This is a genomic window from Streptococcus agalactiae (genome assembly GCF_949788565.1).
GTDB classification, from domain to species: domain Bacteria; phylum Bacillota; class Bacilli; order Lactobacillales; family Streptococcaceae; genus Streptococcus; species Streptococcus agalactiae.
This window is the reverse complement of sequence record NZ_OX460931.1, coordinates 1,991,633-2,012,541: the sequence shown is the minus strand read 5'-3', so window position 1 is coordinate 2,012,541 and position 20,909 is coordinate 1,991,633. Positions and strand designations below refer to the sequence as shown.

At 34.1% G+C, this 20,909-nt stretch carries 18 protein-coding genes and 3 tRNA genes; 9 read left to right on the top strand and 12 right to left on the bottom strand.

From position 1 onward, the window contains the following. Positions 1–208: 208 nt before the first annotated feature. Together QOR44_RS10225 and QOR44_RS10220 are read right to left on the bottom strand one after the other, a co-directional pair. Positions 209–982, bottom strand: coding sequence for a ParB/RepB/Spo0J family partition protein (locus tag QOR44_RS10225; RefSeq protein ID WP_000456085.1), 774 nt, complete (start codon positions 980–982; stop codon positions 209–211). A gap of 97 nt (positions 983–1,079) precedes the next feature. Further along, positions 1,080–2,309, bottom strand: coding sequence for a S1C family serine protease (locus QOR44_RS10220; protein WP_000728357.1), 1,230 nt, complete (start codon positions 2,307–2,309; stop codon positions 1,080–1,082). Positions 2,310–2,509: 200 nt separating this feature from the next. On the opposite strand from QOR44_RS10220, the gene rlmH reads away from it, so the two are divergent. Next, positions 2,510–2,989: a 23S rRNA (pseudouridine(1915)-N(3))-methyltransferase RlmH gene (gene rlmH, locus QOR44_RS10215; protein WP_000768335.1), complete on the top strand. Its 480-nt coding sequence runs from the start codon at positions 2,510–2,512 to the stop codon at positions 2,987–2,989. 72 nt (positions 2,990–3,061) lie between these two features. On the opposite strand, the gene QOR44_RS10210 is transcribed toward rlmH, so the two are convergent. Next, positions 3,062–3,135 (bottom strand) — tRNA-Arg (locus QOR44_RS10210). Between the two features lie 191 nt (positions 3,136–3,326). Here QOR44_RS10210 and QOR44_RS10205 point away from each other — a divergent pair. Then, a tRNA-Glu gene (locus QOR44_RS10205) sits at positions 3,327–3,398 on the top strand. 29 nt (positions 3,399–3,427) lie between these two features. Further along, a tRNA-Asn gene (locus QOR44_RS10200) sits at positions 3,428–3,501 on the top strand. Between the two features lie 67 nt (positions 3,502–3,568). Here the strand turns inward: QOR44_RS10200 and QOR44_RS10195 are convergent. From QOR44_RS10195 to QOR44_RS10185, 3 genes are all read right to left on the bottom strand, one after another. Beyond that, positions 3,569–6,148: a YfhO family protein gene (locus tag QOR44_RS10195; protein ID WP_283572699.1), complete on the bottom strand. Its 2,580-nt coding sequence runs from the start codon at positions 6,146–6,148 to the stop codon at positions 3,569–3,571. Positions 6,149–6,270: 122 nt separating this feature from the next. Then, positions 6,271–7,890, bottom strand: coding sequence for an ABC-F family ATP-binding cassette domain-containing protein (locus QOR44_RS10190; protein ID WP_000958803.1), 1,620 nt, complete (start codon positions 7,888–7,890; stop codon positions 6,271–6,273). Positions 7,891–7,955: 65 nt separating this feature from the next. After that, positions 7,956–8,828: a YitT family protein gene (locus tag QOR44_RS10185; RefSeq protein WP_000037681.1), complete on the bottom strand. Its 873-nt coding sequence runs from the start codon at positions 8,826–8,828 to the stop codon at positions 7,956–7,958. A gap of 243 nt (positions 8,829–9,071) precedes the next feature. Between QOR44_RS10185 and QOR44_RS10180 the strand changes: the two genes are divergently transcribed. Beyond that, a complete protein-coding gene (locus QOR44_RS10180; RefSeq protein WP_001250494.1) occupies positions 9,072–9,764 on the top strand; it encodes a YoaK family protein in 693 nt (230 codons plus the stop codon). A 107-nt stretch (positions 9,765–9,871) separates the two neighbouring features. Next, positions 9,872–10,897, top strand: coding sequence for a tryptophan--tRNA ligase (gene trpS, locus QOR44_RS10175; RefSeq protein WP_000165475.1), 1,026 nt, complete (start codon positions 9,872–9,874; stop codon positions 10,895–10,897). A gap of 109 nt (positions 10,898–11,006) precedes the next feature. Here the strand turns inward: trpS and arcC are convergent, their stop codons facing one another. The 6 genes from arcC to QOR44_RS10145 all read right to left on the bottom strand — a co-directional run bounded on the left by arcC (position 11,007) and on the right by QOR44_RS10145 (position 17,143). Beyond that, a complete protein-coding gene (arcC, locus tag QOR44_RS10170) occupies positions 11,007–11,963 on the bottom strand; it encodes a carbamate kinase (RefSeq protein WP_000237847.1) in 957 nt (318 codons plus the stop codon). A gap of 20 nt (positions 11,964–11,983) precedes the next feature. Continuing rightward, positions 11,984–13,411 (bottom strand): arginine-ornithine antiporter, encoded by a 1,428-nt coding sequence (gene arcD / locus QOR44_RS10165; protein ID WP_000410015.1) that lies wholly within the window; start codon positions 13,409–13,411, stop codon positions 11,984–11,986. Between the two features lie 62 nt (positions 13,412–13,473). After that, complete coding sequence (argF, locus tag QOR44_RS10160) at positions 13,474–14,487, bottom strand: ornithine carbamoyltransferase (protein WP_000195399.1); 1,014 nt, start codon at positions 14,485–14,487, stop codon at positions 13,474–13,476. A 15-nt stretch (positions 14,488–14,502) separates the two neighbouring features. After that, complete coding sequence (locus tag QOR44_RS10155; protein ID WP_000772112.1) at positions 14,503–14,934, bottom strand: GNAT family N-acetyltransferase; 432 nt, start codon at positions 14,932–14,934, stop codon at positions 14,503–14,505. A gap of 5 nt (positions 14,935–14,939) precedes the next feature. Continuing rightward, positions 14,940–16,172 (bottom strand): arginine deiminase, encoded by a 1,233-nt coding sequence (gene arcA / locus QOR44_RS10150; RefSeq protein ID WP_000194839.1) that lies wholly within the window; start codon positions 16,170–16,172, stop codon positions 14,940–14,942. Between the two features lie 266 nt (positions 16,173–16,438). Next, the gene (locus tag QOR44_RS10145; RefSeq protein WP_000159981.1) at positions 16,439–17,143 is read right to left on the bottom strand and encodes a B3/B4 domain-containing protein; all 705 of its coding nucleotides are present in this window, start codon (positions 17,141–17,143) and stop codon (positions 16,439–16,441) included. A gap of 207 nt (positions 17,144–17,350) precedes the next feature. Between QOR44_RS10145 and QOR44_RS10140 the strand changes: the two genes are divergently transcribed. The 4 genes from QOR44_RS10140 (at position 17,351) to QOR44_RS10125 (ending at position 20,901) form a co-directional block, all read left to right on the top strand. Beyond that, positions 17,351–18,031, top strand: a complete 681-nt coding sequence (locus QOR44_RS10140) for a Crp/Fnr family transcriptional regulator (protein WP_000628848.1) — start codon at positions 17,351–17,353, stop codon at positions 18,029–18,031. A gap of 9 nt (positions 18,032–18,040) precedes the next feature. After that, positions 18,041–18,526 (top strand): arginine repressor, encoded by a 486-nt coding sequence (locus tag QOR44_RS10135; RefSeq protein ID WP_001034427.1) that lies wholly within the window; start codon positions 18,041–18,043, stop codon positions 18,524–18,526. Positions 18,527–18,682: 156 nt separating this feature from the next. After that, positions 18,683–20,164 (top strand): IMP dehydrogenase, encoded by a 1,482-nt coding sequence (gene guaB / locus QOR44_RS10130; RefSeq protein ID WP_000073440.1) that lies wholly within the window; start codon positions 18,683–18,685, stop codon positions 20,162–20,164. A 74-nt stretch (positions 20,165–20,238) separates the two neighbouring features. Next, complete coding sequence (locus tag QOR44_RS10125; RefSeq protein WP_001865840.1) at positions 20,239–20,901, top strand: helix-turn-helix domain-containing protein; 663 nt, start codon at positions 20,239–20,241, stop codon at positions 20,899–20,901. Positions 20,902–20,909: the final 8 nt, after the last annotated feature.

Sequence of the window (20,909 nt, the reverse complement as noted above, 5' to 3'; positions counted from 1 at the left end):
AGCTTCTTCCTTATTGTCTTGTGGATAATTATTGTTATATTGTACCATAAAAAAATAAAGTTTTCCACAGATGTTGAAGAATAAAATCAACAATGTTAATTAAAGTTTTCCACAGACTGTGGAAATTAGAAAAGCTTAGAGAATCAACAGAAAAATAGCAAAATACCTTGTGGATAAGTTTGATTAAATAAAAAAATAATCAACACCCTTATTTTAGAGTGTTGATAATTCTGTTTAATTCTTCTTGGTTATCGAAAGCAATCTTTATATTGCCAGCACCATCTTTATTAATAGTAAGTTTCACTTTGCTACCTAGAAATTGAGCTAACTCATTTTCTTGATGTTTTAGAAAGACATCTTTATTTTGAAGTGACTTATGATTTGTTTTCTTTTCTTGTTTTAATAACTTCTCTAGTCGTCTTACACTAATATCTTCAGTGAGGATTCTCTGATACCAATCTTTTTGTTGACTAGCATCTGGTAGACTGAGTAGTGCACGCGCATGACCAGAGGAAAGTTTTCCTTCTTCAATAGCTGAAGTAATTAGTGGCGGTAAATTTAGTAGTCGTATCGTATTTGATATATAGGGACGAGATTTTCCCATATATTTTGCTAACTCTTCATGTGTCATACTTTTCTTTTGTAGAAGTTGAGAGTAGGCTTTAGCCTCTTCAATAGGTGACAAATTAGATCGTTGTAAATTTTCGACAATAGCTAATTGCATACTATCATCATTATTATAGGATTTTATAATTGCAGGTATACTTTCCAATTTAGCTAACTTTGCGGCTCTTAGCCGTCGTTCTCCGGCTACCAGTTCGTAACCAAAGACTGCTGACGGTCTTACAATAATGGGTTGAATAAGGCCATTAATTTTAATAGAGTCGGCTAATTCTTCTAGTTCTTTTGTATTAAATTCTAGGCGAGGTTGATACGGATTTGGAGCAATATGATTGATGTTGATCGTTTCTAAATATTCCATTTTAGACCTCAGATTCTATAGACTTACTAAAGGGATTAGTCTATCTGACCAACCCCTTTAATTTTACTATATCTTAGTTAAAATAACTAGAATTGATTTAGTTATTTGCTCGTTGTTTAGCTAAATCTTTACTAGTTTTAGTAAGTTTTATAGTTACTGTTTGTTTATTTTCACCACGATAAAAGGTTACTGTTATGGAATCCCCTACCTGGTGGCCATAGAGTAAACTTTGTAAATCACTTGGAGATGCTACTTCTTTATCGTCAACTTTAGTAATGACATCGTATTTCTTTAGTTTGCCTTGAGCTGGCATGCCAGATTGGATAGATGCTACTACAATACCATTAGTAACATTACTTGGGATTTTCAGTTTACTAATAACATCGGATGGTAAATTACTTAATCCAGCCATAGAAATACCTAGAGCAGGTCTCTCTACTTGTCCGTTACTCTCAAGTTGATTGATAATCTTAACAACATCATTTGAAGGAATGGCAAATCCCATACCTTCAACGCTATTTCCTGACGATTGTCCTGAGGTTTGATTTGATGTAGAAGAAATTTTACTAGAATTAATTCCAATAACCTGTCCTTCAATATTGATAAGTGCTCCACCTGAATTACCAGGATTGATAGCAGCATCAGTCTGGATAGCATTTGTAGAAACTGTTTGTCCTTCTTCATTAGTCATTGTTACAGTTCTTTTTAAACTAGATACAATACCTTGAGTTACAGAATTTGCATACTCAGTTCCAAGAGGGCTTCCGATCGCTATAGCAGTTTCACCAATGTTGAGTTTTGATGAATCAGCAAATTCTGCAATATTTGAAACCTTATCTGATGGAATTTTGACGACGGCTAAATCAGAGTAGGTATCTGACCCAACAAGTTTCCCAACTGCTTTTGAGCCATCAGCTAGTTGAATTTCAATTTGTTTAGCCCCATCAATGACGTGGTTATTAGTGACAACATAGGCATTTTTACCATCTTTTTTATAGATGACTCCAGAGCCTTCACCGTAAACTTGTAAGCCCTTATCAGTGTTGCCCCCCTGATTACCAAAAAAATGACTATAGAAGTCTGATAGGTCAGAACGACTCTCTTGTTGTTTATAATTGATAACAGAAACAACACTATTTTGTACCTTTTTAACAGCTTTTGTTGTAGGCGTTATGTTATTATAATTTACTTTACTAGTTTTAGTGACACCACCATTTGGAATATTGTCATTATGATTCATGACAAAACTAGCAAATGCTCCACCAGCAAAGCTAACAATAATGATTAGAGAACACTTTAGAAGTGATGAGACTAATTTTTTTTTCACAAATAGCTACCTCCGTAAATTTTTATACTAATCTTATGACAAGCTTCTTAATTATACCTTAAAAGCTAAAAAAAGGAAATATCCACAACTTGTGGATAACCTTGATTATAGTTATAGAATGCCTATAAAATAAGGGGATATGTAAGGATAAACATGTGGATAAATTGTGAAAATATTGTGGATTATGTTATAATGTAGCTATGAAATTAAAAATAATTACAGTTGGAAAATTGAAAGAGAAATACCTTAAAGAAGGTGTTGCAGAGTATCAGAAACGTCTGAATCGCTTTTCTAAAATTGAGACAATTGAGCTAGCTGATGAAAAGACACCTGATAAAGCTAGTATATCTGAAAATCAAAGAATTTTAGATATAGAAGGGGAACGTATTTTGAGTAAAATAGGTGAGAGGGATTATGTCATTGGTTTGGCTATAGAAGGGAAACAATTGCCATCTGAATCATTTAGCCATCTAATCGATCAAAAAATGATATCCGGCTACTCTACTATTACTTTTGTTATTGGTGGTAGTTTGGGTTTATCTCAAAAAGTGAAAAAACGTGCTGATTATTTAATGAGTTTTGGACTGTTAACCTTACCTCATCAACTTATGAAATTAGTCTTGATGGAACAAATTTATCGTGCTTTTATGATTCGTCAAGGCACTCCTTACCACAAATAATCGTTCCATTTATGAAACAACCGCTAAAAACAAATAAAAAAGCCTAGATAATCTATCTAGGCTTTCATTATCTGATTCCAGCAGGATTCGAACCTGCGACCGTTCGCTTAGAAGGCGAATGCTCTATCCAGCTGAGCTATGGAACCATCAACTCTGTTATTCTACCAAAATATTAGGCAGGCTGTCAAGTTTTCATATGTACTATTTATGAGTTGGAAATATATTTTTTTGCTCATAAGTAGGTTCAATTTTTTTGTAAAAATTATTGAACAAAAGTATAGACAAACCTTTTTTTTCTGATATAATATTAAGAGTACTAAGGAAACACCTAACCTATGGTCCGTTGGTCAAGGGGTTAAGACACCGCCTTTTCACGGCGGTAACACGGGTTCGAATCCCGTACGGACTATTGATAACTGCTTTGCAGTTTTTTATTTATCCGGCATAGCTCAGTTGGTAGTAGCGCATGACTGTTAATCATGATGTCGCAGGTTCGAGTCCTGCTGCCGGAGTGATAAGACACATCTAAACGTTGATTTGTCGGCGTTTTTTTGTTAATAAAATAGGATGAGAGTACTCTCATCCTATTTTATTTTTTCCAAATTTTAAATAATAGACAGTAAATAATACTATTCCAGTAATAGATAGGCCTACCCCAAATTTAAAGCCGTAAGGGATAAAAATTAATGTTACTTTGCCTTTTCCTTTAGGAATATTTATTTTCATAAAACCTTTCTGAGCTTTGAAAATTTTTATTCCTTTATTATTTTGATAAGCTTTCCAACCTCTATCATAGGGAATAGTGAAGAAAAGAGAACTTCTATTAGGACTTGTATAATTAGCAATAACTTTATTGTGATCAGTTCTTACTTTTACTTTTCGTTTATTAATAACAGTCATAGCTTTTTGATAAGCTTCTAACTTGAGCCCATAAAAGTGGGGAATTGGGAAAGAAACTTGATCATTGTGTGGAAATTGAAATTTTACTTTGATACGACTGTTTTCAGCAAAGGAACCAATATTAAAAAATGAATAAGCATTATCAAGAGTATTAGGTACAAATGGTCCATTATTAACGGAGATTTGAACAATTTTATTTTCCTCATTATTAAAATTTATAAACGGCATACTAACATATAACTGACTGTTTTTAGGGATAGTTATGTTATAGGTAATTTCAGTATTCCCTTGTTTATTCTTTTTAACAAATACTTGTTTATTAAGAGTGGTTTGCCCAGAAACGCTATTTGGAATAAGATGCTCAAAATACGTCTCTTTCAAACCACTTAATTGATTTAAAAGAGTTGTCTGATTATCCAAAGTATTCACAGTAAATGGTTTATCTTGATATACTTGATTCGTTAGTATAGCTAATTGACTGGCAAACTGATTTTTGTAAAGAATGGTTTGTTTATCTTGAGCTTTTCTGATAAAACCAAATTTATCAAAAGGATATTCTGTAAGGTTATATTTTACACCAAATAGACTATCTGCGATCAAAGTATTATTTTGATAACGTAAATTTAAATTTGTACCATCTGATTTAAAGCCAAGTCTATCAAGCACTTGACTGGAAGAACGATTTCTAATAGATGAAAATTGTGAAATTCCATTATAATTATATTTCATAGAGTCGTTGCCGGTTTGTCCTAACCAGCGCTCTGTACGGAAGAATGTAGAGTTATTTCTCTCAGTCTTTCTGACAAGTTTGCTAATGCTGTGATTATATTTAGCATATCCTTGCCTAGATGGAAATATCCATTCATCGTTAAGACTATTTAGTTGGTAAAAGGTGTTTAATGTCATCTCTAATACAACAAAACCAATAAGAAAGGGATAAAAAACTAATTTAGGGATTTGCTTACTGACAAAACTAATAGTTAGAATAATATAAGCTGAGAGGAAAGTTAAGGTTAAAAGAAGTAATTCAAGATTAAGGTAATGATAATGCTTTTTAAATAAAAACGTGATTATGAAACCACTTACTAAAATTAAATTGACCCCTAAAATCTTTTTCCAAGAAATGTTGTCTAAATACTCAAGGCATTCAGCAGCTAGCAGACAGATAAGTACTGAAAGTACCCAAGAGTAGCGATGGAGAAACATATTTGGAGCATGCATCCCTTGCCAAAATAAATCTAGAGGTGTTATATAAAAACTAGCAATAACAAATATTAGTAAAAATCCATATGCTAATCTAGTCCTTCGAGGAACTTCCTTTATTGTAAAGTAAAGTAAAGAAAGGAGTAAAGGAAGTAAACCTACATAAATCATAGGAATAGAGCCAAATTTTGTTGTATCATAGGCTCCAATCATATTTTTAGCAAACAAATCCATGTACCAAGAATTTTCTGTAAACATCTTCGATACCTTTGTCAACTTTTCACCATGAGTAGTTAAATCAAAATAAGTTGGCAAAATCATAATGCTACTAGTCATACCAGCTAAAAGAGATAAAAAGGTAAAATGAAGAAATTGTTTAAATGCAACCTTACTATCAGTATTACGGGTTATTTGTACGATGAAGTAAAGGCTAGTAAAGATGGCAGTCATAAAACCAAAATAATAGTTTTGGATGAATAAGGCTGTCAGAGAGAGGAAATAAAGTATAGGTTTTCTTTCCCATAGTAGCTGATCAACTCCTAAAACAACAAGGGGAATTAGAATAAATACATCTAGCCACATATTAATTTCAATTTGGCTAATTGAGAAACTCATTAAGCTATAGCAAGTAGAAATTACTAAAAGTAAGACACGATTAACTTTACAATGACGTTTACAAATAGTGACAAACATTGACAAACCTATCAACCCTATTTTACATATTGTTAAAAGGTAGATAGCATCAGGCATATTTTTTAGGTTAAAGAAATAAACTATTGGGGATAAAAAACTTCCCAAATAGTAACTACTCAGAGCATAAAAATTTAAACCTAAACCGCTTGTAAAGGTATAGAATAAGCTGTTTGAACCATGAAGAATATTTCTTAATGCTTGATTAAAGATAACATATTGATGAAAGCCATCGCTTGCTAATATGGTTGTTGGACTTCCCCAATAAATATTCTTAGTAAAGAGGATGCAGACTATGATTATGAAGGGGAGTAGAAAGCTTATTGTATAGTAAGGTATACGAAGCTTATAGTGGTTAATTGTCATATATATCTCCTAAGATAAAAAGGCTGGACACTATTTGTTCCAACCTTTTTATTTAAATGATTAATATAGTTTTAAGATTTTCAATCTTGACACGTTTATTAGGTTAGAGATATGCCAAAGGATTATTTCCAGAGTTGAGCGACCTTAGCTTGTACTTCGGCATTTTCAAGAAATTCATCGTAAGTTTCATCGATACGATCGATAACTCCGTTTTTAGAAAGAACAATAATATGGTTCGCTAAAGTTTGAATAAACTCGTGGTCATGACTTGCAAAAATAATAGATTCTTTGAAATCTTTTAGTCCATCGTTGAGACTTGAAATAGATTCCAAATCTAAGTGGTTTGTTGGATCATCAAGAACAAGAACATTAGATTTTAATAGCATTAATTTCGAAAGCATAACGCGTACTTTTTCACCCCCAGATAAGACATTAACAGATTTGTTAACCTCATCTCCAGAGAAAAGCATACGACCTAGGAAGCCACGTAAGAAGGTATTATCGTCTTCTTCTTTACTAGCAAATTGACGAAGCCATTCTAAGATTGACTCGCCAGAAGCAAAGTCTCGTGAATTGTCTTTTGGAAGGTAAGAACGACTAGTTGTTACTCCCCATTTGATTGTTCCTTCATATTCGATATCCCCCATCAATGCTCGAATAAGTGCAGTAGTTTGGATATCATTTTGTCCAATAAGTGCAGTTTTATCACCAGGACGAAGAATGAAACTGATATTATCAAGGATTTTTTCCCCATCAATAGTGACAGAGAGATTTTCAACGGTCAATAAATCATTTCCCATTTCGCGTTCGGCTTTAAAGTTAACGAATGGGTATTTACGGCTTGATGGTACAATCTCTTCAAGTTCAATTTTATCAAGCATTTTTTTACGAGAAGTTGCTTGTTTTGATTTTGAAGCATTCGCTGAAAATCGTGCAACGAATTCTTGAAGTTGTTTAATTTTTTCTTCTGCTTTAGCATTACGATCAGCTTGTAAACGAGCTGCTAATTCTGATGATTCTTTCCAGAAATCATAGTTACCGACGAACAGTTTAATTTTTCCAAAATCAAGGTCAGCCATATGTGTACATACTTTATTCAAGAAATGACGGTCGTGGGAAACTACAATAACTGTATTTTCAAAGTCAATCAAGAAATCTTCTAACCAAGTAATAGACTGGATATCAAGTCCATTGGTAGGCTCGTCAAGGAGAAGTACATCTGGTTTACCAAAGAGAGCTTTTGCAAGGAGAACTTTAACTTTGTCTCCATTAGCTAATTCACTCATATTTTGATAATGAAGCTCTTCCGAAATATTTAGATTTTGGAGTAATTGAGAAGCCTCACTTTCAGCCTCCCATCCACCGAGTTCAGCAAATTCTCCTTCTAATTCCGCAGCGCGAACACCATCTTCATCAGAAAAATCTTCTTTCATGTAGATAGCATCCTTTTCTTTCATGATACTATAAAGTGTTTCATTACCCATGATAACGACATCAATGACGCGCTCATCTTCATAATCAAAATGATTTTGGCGAAGTACAGAAAGGCGTTCATCTGGGCCAAGTGCAATATGTCCTGTTGTTGGTTCAATATCACCAGCTAAAATTTTAAGGAAAGTTGATTTACCAGCGCCATTTGCTCCGATAAGACCATAGGTATTTCCTGCTGTAAAGTTAATGTTAACTTCATCAAATAATTTGCGATCACTAAAACGTAGTGAAACATCTGAAACTGTAAGCAATTTTGTTACCTCTTGTGTATATTCTATCTGCTATTCTACTAGAAAAAGCTTTAATTATCAATCGATTACATTGGCATAAGAATGTCTTCATCAAGACGTCCATGATTTTTTTGAAGACTAAATCCACGTCCAGAAGCTTGTGATGTTGGAGTTACTGTTATGAAGGCTGTTTCGTCAATTTCTGCTATTGCCTCTTGTAATTTAGCAAACTCATAACCAGCAATAGTTGTCATAAGCATGATTTGATTAGTTCCAGAATATCCCCCTTTAACGGGAATTTCTGTTACTCCTCTATCTGCGACAGTATTGATATATGTCTTAATTTTTTGGTGCTCTTGAGAAACGATTAAGACAGTGCTTAAGGTTGTAAATCCAGTTTGGATAGCATTAATAATATAACTAATAGTTATCAACCCAATAATAGAAAACATAACCGTATCACTGTCAAAAGCTAGGAAACCAACAATTGTAACAAGTCCATCAATCAATATAACCCCTTGTCCAAGGCTTATAGGAGTATATTTTCCTAAGAATTGAATGATAATCCCCGTTCCACCAGTTGAAGAGTCGCTCCAAAAAACAATCCCCAAACCACATCCTACAATAACACCTCCAAAAAGTGCTGCGAGGAGTGGGTTGTGGGTCAAAGTTGGTACACTTTGTGTTAACTTAATAAAAACAGGAAAAATCCAAGAACCATAGACAGTTTTTAAAAAGGTTTGTTTACCTAAGCCAAAGTAGCAAAGAAGGAGCAATGGAATATTGATAATCATAATAAAAAAAGCAGAATCCCAACCAAATACTTCATGAAAACTAACTGCCAAACCACTAATCCCCCCCGTGACAATATGATTATGAAGGAAGAAAGCGTTGAAACCAAATGCAACAATTAGAGATCCAATATTTAATAGTATAAAATTCTTAATTTTTTTAGACATGATAAGCTCCTTAACTTTAGTAATAATAACATGATAAAAAGAGAAAGCTGTCAATAAATAATATTGACAACTCAGTCATAACATTTTTATTTTATCAAAACTTATTATTACCTATTATCTAACAGCGAGACTTGGTAGTCAAGTAAATTTAGAAAAGAAATTTCTCGATATTTTTAAGTTGAATGCCGATTTTATTGGTATATAATAGAAAACATGATAATACAAGAAGGAGAATTTGCTATAATGCGCAGAGATGATATTATAATGCCACAAGATGGAAGAAAAATGGCTGTATTATTGGGTTTTATTGGTGGTTTTATTGACGTTTATAGTCACATGCAGTTTCACTCCCTTGTTGCAACACAGACAGGTAATATTATCTTGATGGTGGCAAATCTCGGACAAAATGATTTTCACTTTTTTATCACTAAATTATTTTCTATTTTCTTTTTTTCAATTGGTTTTTTGGTTGGTATTGTGATTAAAGAACGTGCAGTAACAGCTTTTTGGCGTCTATATGCATTATGTCCCCTTTTACTGTCTACTATGTTTATTCCTTTTGTTGAAAATGTAAACCACAATATCTGGGTAGCTTTATTAGCCTTTAGCACAGGTATTTTAATGTTGACATTTTCAGGAAGTCGCATTGAATCTGAACCATATACTATCTTAATGACTTCTGGTAATTATCGAAAAATGCTACAATTTTGGTATGAGTATATTGTTAATCGTCAGAGAACGGCTATGCAAAAAAGACGAGCTATCAATTATTCACTGGTAGTTCTAGCATTTATTGTTGGAGCATTGGTAGCTGCAATAGTTTACGATATCTTTGCATATAGAGCTATTTTAGGTGTGACGATAACGCTTTTAATTATTATGATTCATTATACGATTGAAATTATTAAGAACGATTTAACGTTACATAATGTTTAATCATCTTAATAAGGTGAATGTTTCTTGTAGAGATGAATTGCAATAGGGCTTGTGACATGATAAGATAACTATATGAAATGATATCTTTGGTATATTAAGGAGTAAACATGACGAAACCAATTATCTTAACAGGTGATAGACCGACAGGAAAGTTGCATATTGGACATTATGTAGGTAGCTTAAAAAATAGAGTTCTACTTCAAAATGAGGGTAGCTATACTTTATTTGTCTTTTTAGCAGACCAACAAGCATTGACAGACCATGCTAAAGATCCGCAAACTATTGTTGAATCAATTGGTAATGTTGCACTTGATTATTTAGCTGTTGGGCTAGATCCAAACAAGTCGACTTTATTCATTCAAAGTCAAATTCCTGAGTTAGCAGAATTAAGTATGTATTATATGAACTTGGTTTCACTTGCACGTTTGGAACGTAATCCAACTGTAAAAACAGAAATTGCTCAAAAAGGTTTTGGTGAGTCTATTCCAGCAGGATTCTTAGTTTATCCTGTTGCACAAGCAGCTGATATAACCGCTTTTAAAGCTAACCTTGTTCCTGTAGGGACTGACCAAAAACCAATGATTGAACAAACACGTGAAATAGTTAGATCTTTCAATCATGCTTATAATTGTCAGGTTTTAGTTGAACCAGAAGGAATCTATCCAGAAAATGATGCAGCAGGTCGTCTGCCAGGGTTAGATGGTAATGCAAAAATGTCTAAGTCATTAAATAATGGAATCTTTTTAGCAGATGATATGGATACAGTTAAGAAAAAAGTTATGAGCATGTATACTGATCCAAACCATATTAAAGTAGAAGAACCAGGACAAATAGAAGGTAATATGGTATTCCATTACCTTGATGTTTTTGGAAGAGATGAAGACCAAAAAGAGATTACTGCTATGAAAGAACACTATCAAAAAGGTGGACTTGGAGATGTTAAAACAAAACGTTATCTACTTGATATCTTAGAGCGTGAATTATCACCTATTAGAGAACGTCGCCTTGAATATGCTAAAGATATGGGACAAGTTTATCAAATGTTACAAAAAGGTAGTGAGAAAGCTCAAGCTGTTGCAGCCTCTACTTTGGATGAGGTTAAATCAGCCATGGGTTTGAACTATTTTAAATAATATATGTCCTATAATAAAAGAGAGCTAGATATATCTAGCTCTCTTTTATTATAGGAATGCCTAAGGAGTGACATTAATAAGGAGTGTATGTAATGGTAATCTACATTGTTTAATTTGCAACAATTTGTGTCCCTGCATTTTCTGCTAAGACATTATCAATATTTTCAAGTGAAGTAATGATAGCACGCGCTTCTGGTTTATTTTCAACAAAAGCAATCGCAGCTTCTACCTTTGGTAGCATACTGCCAGGGGCAAATTGATTTTCAGTGATATATTGTTTCATTTGTGAAACAGTAACTTCTTCTAATTTTTCTTGATTAGGTTTATTAAAATTAACAAAAACGTTGTCAACGCCAGTTAAGACGATGAATAAGTCAGCATCAACAAGTTCTGATAAAGTTTGACTGGCAAAGTCTTTGTCAATAACAGCTTCAACCCCTTTTAATGCCTTTGTATTAGCATCTTCAATAACTGGTACACCTCCGCCACCTGCGCTAATAACAACCACACCAGAGTCCACTAACCGTCTAATAACAGAAGCTTCTTTGATACCAACCGGTTTTGGTGAAGGAACGACTTTACGCCATCCACGACCAGCATCTTCTTTAAATTTTGAACCTGTTTCTTGGGCTTGTTTCTTGGCATCTTCTTCAGATAAGAATGGGCCAATAGGTTTTGTTGGATTAGTGAAAGCTTGATCTTTTTCATCTACAATAACTTGAGTTACCACTGTTGCAACCTCTTTGTCAATGCCTTGTTCTTGTAATTCATTGTTAAGAGCATTTTGTAACCAAAAACCAATACTTCCTTCTGTCATGGCAACACAAGTATCCAAAGGCATTGCTGGATTTTTTTCAGAATCTGCAGCTGCTTGCTGTAGCAATAAGTTACCAACTTGGGGACCATTTCCATGAGTAACAATGACATCATGGCCTTCTTTAATCAGTTTGACCAGTGATTTTGATGTGTTGATTAATGCTTCTTGTTGTGCTTTTGCTGAAGCATCTGTTGATAGAATAGCGTTACCACCTAAGGCAACTACGATTTTTTGATGTTCTTTTACCAATTTATCCCTCTTTCTAATGACTAACCTGCTAGGATTGCAGCAATGTCAATTTGTCCAGTCATAATTTCAATAATACATAGTAAGCAAAGCGCTAGAATGACAATGGCACTAATTTTTTCATATCCCACAAAGATAGGAAGCTTGTCATCTTTTCTCATTTTAATATAGAGAATCATACCTAGAGTGTAAGCAATCATTGTCAAAAGTAAGTAATCAAAACCACCAGCATAGATAAGGTAAACAGCATAGATTGTAGCGAGGATACCGATAATTAAATTCTTTTGATGTCCTGGAGTTGACTTATCCTCACGGAGTGTGAATTGTAATTGATATAGTGCTGTAAAAGCATAAGGAATTAAGATAGCAGATGATGCTAATGCGAAACCAAAACGATAAGCACTTTGTGTGAATAAGAACGTGATTAAGAATGCTTGTACACAAAGATTAGTGACTAAGAGTGAGTTGATTGGAGCTTTGTTTTTATTTTCTTTTGCAAAGAATTTAGGAAAAGCACCTTCTTTAGCAGCTTGATATGGTAATTCTGCTGCAAATAAAGTCCAAGCAAGAATAGCGCCAAATACTGAAATGATAACACCAAGGTTAACTAAGATAGCGCCCCAGTGACCAACAGCCTTTTCTAGAACGTAAGCCATAGCTGGTGTTTTTAAGTTTGCAAGTTCTGGACGTGACATGATACCAAGTGATAAAACAGAAATCAATACATAAAGTGAAATCATAGTGAATAATGCTAGGATACTTGCTTTACCAATATCAGAGTGTTTTTTAGCACGACCTGAGAAGACAACGGCGCCCTCAATACCAATAAATACCCAAACAGCGGTTTTCATAGTTGAATTGACTTGGTTAAAAATTGATTGATGTAATCCATTTCCCCAGATATCAAGACTAAAAATGTTAAATTTGAAAGCTAATAACGCTGAAATTAAGAAAATAATAACAGGTACTAATTTTGCAAAGGTAACTATGGTATTAATAAATGCAGCTGTATTAACACCTCTTAAAATTAAGAAATGGACAACCCAAATAACTATACTTGCTCCAATAATTGAGATGATATTATTTCCATTACCAAAGAATTTAAAGAAATAACCGAGTGAACTGAATAAGAGTGCAGCGTAGGCAACATTTCCAAGCCAAGCTGATAACCAATAACCCCATGCAGAGTTAAATCCCATAAAGTTTCCAAATCCCTCTTTAGCGTAACTAAAGATTCCAGCTGTTAGGTCCGGTCTTTTTTCAGATAAATTTTGAAAACTTAAAACGAAAGTCCCCATCCCGATAGCAGTAATTACCCAAGCAATAAGCATTGGTACCAAACCGGCTCTGGAACTCATATTTTGCATTAAATCAAAGATTCCGCCACCGATAAGAGAGCCAATGACAAGCATTGTTAGTGGTAAAAGACCTAATTTTTTTTCTTTTTCCATTTTATACCTCATTTCCTAAAATAGGGAATTGACTATATGTCAACTCCCTATAGTCGTTTAATTTAAACTTTTGGAATGAAAAGATTTCCAAGGGTTGCAGCCATTACAGCTTTAATAGTGTGCATACGATTTTCAGCTTGGTCGAAATGACGGGCATATTTGCTACGGAAGACTTCATCAGTAACTTCCATTTCCTTGACGCCAAATTTTTCAGCGACGTCTTTGCCGTAAACGGTATTTGTATCATGGAATGCAGGTAAGCAGTGTAAGAAGATAAGATTATCATTATTAGCTTTTTTAATCAGATCCATGTTTACTTGATATGGTTGAAGAAGTTCAACGCGTTCTTTGAACTTATCTTCTTCTCCCATCGATACCCAGACATCAGTGTAAAAGACATCTGCTCCCTTTACAGCTTCGTCTACATTATCAGTAACGAGAACGTGAGCCCCAGATTCTTTGGCATATCCTTCAGCCAATTTAACAATCTCTTCAGCAGGGAAAAGTTCTTTTGGAGAAAAGATGTGTACATTGACCCCCATCAAAGTCCCAGCCACTAAAAGTGAGTTGGCAACGTTGTTACGTCCGTCACCACAGTAAACAAGAGTAATACCTTCAAGTTTACCGAAGTTTTCTTTGATAGTAAGGTAGTCAGCTAGCATTTGTGTTGGATGCCATTCATCTGTTAAACCATTCCAAACAGGTACTCCAGAAAATTCAGCAAGCTCTTCAACCATTCTTTGGCTAAAACCACGGAATTCAATACCATCAAACATACGCCCTAAAACCTTAGCAGTATCTTCTGTTGATTCTTTTTTGCCAAGTTGAATATCATTTGCACCAAGGTATTCCGGATGAGCGCCTAGGTCAATTGCTGCAGTTGTAAAGGCTGCGCGAGTACGAGTAGATGTTTTTTCAAATAAGAGAGCAATATTTTTACCTTCAAGATAGTGATGAGGAACACCACGTTTTTTAAGGTCTTTTAAATGAGCTGAAAAATCAATAAGATATTCAAATTCCTCACGAGAAAAATCTTTTTCTGCTAAGAAACTACGTCCTTGAAATACTTGTGTCATATGTTAATGTCTCCTTTAAATTAAATATTTTTCGAGTGTTTGACAGGATTCCCCGTCTTCCATATAAATATTCCCAATAGCTTGATACCCAAGTGTCTGGTAGAAATCTTTTGCTGTCAATTCAGCATGTATAGTTAGATAGTGATAACCATTTTCTTTTGCATAATTTTCTAGTGCTATAATAATTTTGGTACCATAGCCGTTACCACGATAACCTTTTAAAGTCGCAATTCGAGTCAAACGAGCTTCTGTTTGAGTTTCAGGAAGAAAGCGTCCTGTTGAAACTGGCTGTTTCCCATCATAAAGAACAGCATAAATAGTATCTTGCTCGTCATTATCATCGAATTCTTCTTCCATTTTTATATTTCTTTCGATAACGAAAACAGAAAAGCGAATATATAGGCTTGCAGCTCTTTGGTAAGGCAAGTGATTGACTAATAGCTTCATAAATTTTAAAGGTCTTCACGTTCAAATGGCATTGACATGCAGCGTGGTCCACCACGCCCACGAACTAATTCACTTCCATTAATCTTAATTAATTTCAATCCTTTGGACTCTAAGATTGCATTTGTAATTGTATTTCTGTTGTAAACGACAACGACACCTGGTGCTATAGTTAATGTATTTGAACCATCATTCCATTGTTCACGTCCAGCAGCGACTAAGTTGTCACCCCCGCAACGAATCAATTCCACTTTCTCAACTCCTAGGTTTTTCGCTAGAAGATCTGCCAAATCACCTTTTTCTTCTTCAATATGAAGATCTTGGTTTTCGTAAGTTACAGAGTAAACGCGAAGATCGCCTTCAATTTCTGGGTGAATTGTAAACTTGTCATAGTCAACCATTGTAAAGACTGTGTCAAGGTGCATAAATTTACGATTATTTGCAAATTCAAATGCTAAAACCTTTTTAAAACCTAAATTTTGTTTAAAAATATTGACTAAGAGTTTTTCAATAGAGGCAGCATCAGTACGTTGAGAGATACCCACGGCAAGGACGTCTTTAGAAAGGACGAGCTCATCTCCACCTTCAATACGAGTTGTTTCTTCACGATCATAGACCATAGGGACTTTTCCACCGTACTCTGGGTGATGTGTAAAGATATATTTACCGTATAAAGTTTCACGATTACGTGTTTCAGAGAACATATGGTTTAATGAAACTCCATTCCCAATAGTTGCAAATGGATCACGTGTAAAGTAAAGATTTGGCATCGGATCTATGGCAAATGGATAATTAGATTCGACAAGATCAGTTAGACCTTTTTCAGAAGATGGGATTTCAGGTAGCTCAGACTTTTGGATACCTGCCATAGTTTTTTCGATAAGTTCTTTATTATCTTTGATATTGAGTAATAATTCTCGAATAGCTTTTTTAGTAGCACGACCGCGAACATTTGCTTCGCCAATGTACTCATCGATAAATTGTTCACGAATTTCTTGGTTTGTTAACGACTCGGCAGCAAGATTTTCAAGGTAAAGTACTTCGACTCCTTCGTTGCGAAGTGCTTGTGCAAACGCATCGTGTTCTTTTTGTGCATCTTCCAAAAATGGGATATCATCAAACAAGAGTCTCTCTAAATAATCAGGCATCAGATTTTCTATTTCTTTACCTGGACGGTGTAGCATAACTTTTTTAAGTTTTCCAATTTCTGAGAAAACATGAATTGGATGTGTTTGAGTCATATTTTACTCCTTTCTTAGTTAGAGATTTGCATTGAAACAGGATTTATCTCTATATCTACACTTACATTCTACTTTCTTTTGAATATAAAATAGGGAAGTTATTCGCATTAAAAGTGTTAAGAATGTCACGATTATATCCAAAAAAATTTAAATTTATAAAAATGAAAGCGATTTCTATACAATTTTTTTCTTTTATCGTTGGAAAGTGAGAAATTATTAACCTAAAAAAATAACGAAAAGTAAAATTTTTACTTTTCGTTTTAATGTTATAGCGTTATTTCACTGTGTTCTTTATCTAATATGATGGTCTGTGTTTTAGCTTTTAGAAAACGATTTGTATTGGTGGCGATAAAGTCCAACGCTTCTTTAAAAATAATTTCTCTTCTATTATCAATTAATTCGATAACTAAAAAAGCGTTCTGAGTATTATCGGTAATCATAGTACGTTTTCCATCACGCCAATTAAAACAGCGGCAAACTGCTCCAACATCATCAACATAGGCAAGCTCACCTGAAAGAGTTGGTCTGTTAAAATCTTCGCCAATCAAGTAAAATTCATCACCACCATTGGTAATAGTTAGTTTTAAATCACCTCTAAATGTATCGCTATCCTCAGCACCAATAGGTAATCCAAACCTAAGGCTAGCGGCATTATAGATATCAACTAGAGGATTTATACTAGTAATTTCGTTTCCTGAATTAACTCGCTTCAATAATGCTTCGATACTTGAACGTGCACCTTTTTTAGTTTTAAAGGTTTGATATGCCTTGCGATAAGTTTGAATAACTCTGTTTTGACTGAATTCTTTCTCTTGCAAATATTTTTTTGCTAAAGAATGACTATCAGACAGTAACTGTTTAAGTTCTGTTTCAAGGTTCCTGTCCATGTGATAATCTTTGATTAATATTACTCCAATTTTAGAAGTTGGAAACAAATTCCAGTACGATGAATCAACAATAAATTTAGTCATGAAGGCCTCTCAATTTTTTTAAAAGATATCAGAACAATTACATTTTCTCAAAAGCGTTTTCAAAATTCAACGAAAAACATTCTTTCTACGAATTTTTTTGCTATAATGAAGGAGGATTTATCGTGACAAGAAAATTTTATACATTAAAAAATTTTCATTATACAAAAAATGTTCGCATCTAATGATTAGAAAGGTCTAGAAAATCAGGTGATTACAAAAGAACAATATTTTTATTTCAGACAACTAGATGATTTTAAACACTTTACTATTGAACAATTTGACCATATTGTGAGCCACATTAAACATCGTACAGCTCTAAAAAATCATACCTTATTTTTTGAAGGTGATTACCGTGAAAAACTGTTTTTAATCCAGTCAGGACATGTAAAAATTGAACAATCAGACGCTTCTGGTTCTTTCATTTATACAGATTATGTTAGACAAGATACAGTTTTTCCTTATGGAGGTCTCTTTTTGGATGATGATTACCATTTTTCAGCAGTAGCTATTACGGATATTGAGTATTTTTCTCTGCCAATGGCTTTATACGAAGAATACTCTCTTCAAAATATCAATCAAATGAAGCATCTTTGTCGGAAATATTCTAAGCTATTACGAGTTCATGAAATACGACTTCGTAATATGGTGACTTCAAGTGCCAGTATGAGAGTTATCCAATCACTTGCAACTCTACTTTTGCAAGTTCCTACAGAAAGGGGACATTTACCTTTTCCTATTACAACGATTGAAATTGCCAATATGAGCGGAACTACTCGCGAGACAGTTAGTCATGTTTTAAAGGAATTACGCCAAAAAGATATCGTTGAAATGAAAGGAAAGAAACTTCTCTATAATAATAAAAATTATTTCAAGAAATTCATTGAATAAGGAGTTTATATGAATAAAAAAGAAACAAGACACCAATTAATTCGTTCCTTAGTCTCTGAGACTAAGGTGCGTACACAACATGAGTTAAGGGAATTACTAGAAAAAAATGGCGTTTCAGTGACGCAAGCAACATTATCTCGAGATATGAAAGAACTTAATTTAATTAAGGTTAACGAAAGCAGTGATAATGCTACAGAAACTTATTATGAGATTCATAGTATATCTCAGAAGCGTTGGGAAGAACGGTTACGTTTTTACATGGAAGATGCCCTAGTCATGCTGTTTCCAGTTCAAAATCAAATCGTTTTGAAGACACTACCTGGCTTAGCTCAATCTTTTGGCTCCATATTAGATTCGATTTTATTACCTGAGATTTTAGCAACTGTCTGTGGTGATGATACTTGTTTGATTATTTGTAATAATAGTGAAGAAGCTCAAAAGTGTTTTGAGAAATTAAGTCAGTATACGCCGCCTTTCTTCTTCTCAAAAAAATAGAAAATTAAGAAGATTTTTTCATTACTTTAAAGAGCTAGAAGCTATTAATTCTATGCTCTTTTTATATTGACAAATGATTTTAGCGTGATATGATAGTAACAATATAATTTTAATGGGATTTTTTATATCTACTATCTAAGAAAAGAGGATTTTTTGATGTCAAATTGGGATACTAAGTTTTTGAAAAAAGGTTTTACTTTTGATGATGTTCTGCTTATTCCTGCTGAAAGCCATGTTTTACCAAATGAAGTTGATATGAAGACAAAGTTGGCTGATAATTTGACATTAAACATTCCAATCATTACAGCTGCAATGGATACAGTTACAGATAGTAAGATGGCTATTGCTATTGCGCGTGCTGGTGGGCTTGGTATCATTCATAAAAATATGTCAATAGTTGATCAAGCAGAAGAAGTTCGTAAAGTTAAACGCTCAGAAAATGGTGTTATTATTGACCCATTCTTCTTGACACCAGATAATACTGTCTCTGAAGCTGAGGAATTGATGCAAAACTATCGCATTAGTGGAGTTCCTATTGTGGAGACACTCGAGAATCGTAAATTAGTTGGAATTATTACTAACCGTGATATGCGTTTCATTTCTGATTATAAACAACTAATCTCAGAGCACATGACAAGTCAAAATCTTGTAACAGCTCCTATTGGTACAGATCTTGAAACTGCGGAGCGTATTCTTCATGAGCATCGTATTGAAAAGCTACCTTTAGTAGATGATGAGGGACGTCTTTCAGGACTTATTACTATTAAGGATATCGAAAAAGTTATTGAATTTCCGAAGGCAGCAAAAGATGAATTTGGACGTCTCTTAGTTGCAGGTGCAGTAGGTGTAACTTCTGATACTTTTGAACGTGCAGAAGCTTTGTTTGAAGCAGGTGCAGATGCTATTGTCATTGATACAGCACATGGACATTCAGCTGGTGTGCTCCGTAAAATTGCTGAAATTCGTGCTCACTTCCCTAATCGCACATTGATTGCGGGAAATATTGCTACAGCAGAAGGAGCGCGTGCACTTTATGATGCAGGTGTGGATGTCGTTAAAGTTGGTATTGGTCCAGGTTCAATTTGTACGACTCGTGTCGTTGCTGGGGTAGGTGTTCCTCAGATTACAGCTATTTACGATGCAGCGGCTGTTGCGCGTGAGTACGGTAAGACTATCATTGCTGATGGTGGTATTAAATATTCAGGTGATATTGTAAAAGCACTTGCAGCAGGTGGAAATGCAGTTATGCTAGGTTCAATGTTTGCAGGAACAGATGAAGCGCCAGGAGAAACAGAAATTTTCCAAGGGCGTAAGTTCAAGACATACCGTGGTATGGGCTCAATTGCAGCAATGAAAAAAGGTTCAAGCGATCGTTATTTCCAAGGTTCTGTAAACGAGGCTAACAAATTGGTTCCAGAAGGTATTGAAGGTCGTGTAGCATACAAAGGTTCAGTAGCCGATATTGTTTTCCAAATGCTTGGTGGCATTCGCTCTGGTATGGGATATGTAGGTGCAGCGAACATAAAAGAACTTCATGATAATGCTCAATTTGTTGAAATGTCAGGAGCTGGCTTGAAAGAAAGCCATCCCCATGATGTTCAAATTACAAATGAGGCACCAAATTATTCAGTACACTAAAATAAGGGCAAAAAGCATCCCCTATGAGGATGCTTTTTGTTGCATAAAAGAAACAAATATAGTAAAGTTTTTGTATGAAAAATTATGGAAAAATTTTAAAAGAGTTGAGAGAAGACAAAGGTATATCCCTAAGTTCTCTAGCCAAAAGTGCTCAATTATCAAAATCAACTCTATCACGTTTTGAAAATGGTGAGACACAAATAGGTATTGATAAATTTATTAAAGCTTTACAAACGTTGGAGGTTGGGGTAACTATCAATGAAGTATCCATTCTAGATTCAAAAGTTAAGGCTGGAACTTCTAATACTGATTTAGAGCAATTAACTTTACTGGAATCTTATCGAGATAATGAAGATATCATGAGAATTTTCAGTTTCCAAAAACAACAATCCTGTGATAGAATAGAAAGCAATGTTCTCAAAATATTGGCTAAACTTTTTATTTCAAATTTAGGGTTAAATATGAGGCTGCCTCAAGATGAGATTAACCTGGTAGTTACTTATCTGAATGGTGTGACACAGTACAATGATTTTTATTTCAAAGTCATCTGCTATTTTCAAGATATTTTACCTGAAGATGTTATTTTAAATAAGATTAGTAATATGACTAAAGAACAGTTACCTTATTCTAAATCACTGGTCAATTTATTGATAAAACAAGTCATTATAGCTTTGGAAAAAGATAGTGTTGATAAAGCTATAGTATTTGCTGATCTTGCTAATAAAGTTAGTCAATAGATTCTCTA

Bases quoted from the DNA above. Each gene is read 5' to 3' on its own strand.
- trpS (WP_000165475.1), top strand. From the start codon at position 9,872: ATGACGAAACCAATTATCTTAACAGGTGATAGACCGACAGGAAAGTTG.
- QOR44_RS10195 (WP_283572699.1), bottom strand. From the start codon at position 6,148: ATGACAATTAACCACTATAAGCTTCGTATACCTTACTATACAATAAGC.
- argF (WP_000195399.1), bottom strand. From the start codon at position 14,487: ATGACACAAGTATTTCAAGGACGTAGTTTCTTAGCAGAAAAAGATTTT.
- rlmH (WP_000768335.1), top strand. From the start codon at position 2,510: ATGAAATTAAAAATAATTACAGTTGGAAAATTGAAAGAGAAATACCTT.
- QOR44_RS10145 (WP_000159981.1), bottom strand. From the start codon at position 17,143: ATGACTAAATTTATTGTTGATTCATCGTACTGGAATTTGTTTCCAACT.
- QOR44_RS10135 (WP_001034427.1), top strand. From the start codon at position 18,041: ATGAATAAAAAAGAAACAAGACACCAATTAATTCGTTCCTTAGTCTCT.
- guaB (WP_000073440.1), top strand. From the start codon at position 18,683: ATGTCAAATTGGGATACTAAGTTTTTGAAAAAAGGTTTTACTTTTGAT.
- arcD (WP_000410015.1), bottom strand. From the start codon at position 13,411: ATGGAAAAAGAAAAAAAATTAGGTCTTTTACCACTAACAATGCTTGTC.
- arcA (WP_000194839.1), bottom strand. From the start codon at position 16,172: ATGACTCAAACACATCCAATTCATGTTTTCTCAGAAATTGGAAAACTT.
- QOR44_RS10185 (WP_000037681.1), bottom strand. From the start codon at position 8,828: ATGTCTAAAAAAATTAAGAATTTTATACTATTAAATATTGGATCTCTA.
- QOR44_RS10180 (WP_001250494.1), top strand. From the start codon at position 9,072: ATGCGCAGAGATGATATTATAATGCCACAAGATGGAAGAAAAATGGCT.
- QOR44_RS10225 (WP_000456085.1), bottom strand. From the start codon at position 982: ATGGAATATTTAGAAACGATCAACATCAATCATATTGCTCCAAATCCG.
- QOR44_RS10125 (WP_001865840.1), top strand. From the start codon at position 20,239: ATGAAAAATTATGGAAAAATTTTAAAAGAGTTGAGAGAAGACAAAGGT.
- QOR44_RS10155 (WP_000772112.1), bottom strand. From the start codon at position 14,934: ATGAAGCTATTAGTCAATCACTTGCCTTACCAAAGAGCTGCAAGCCTA.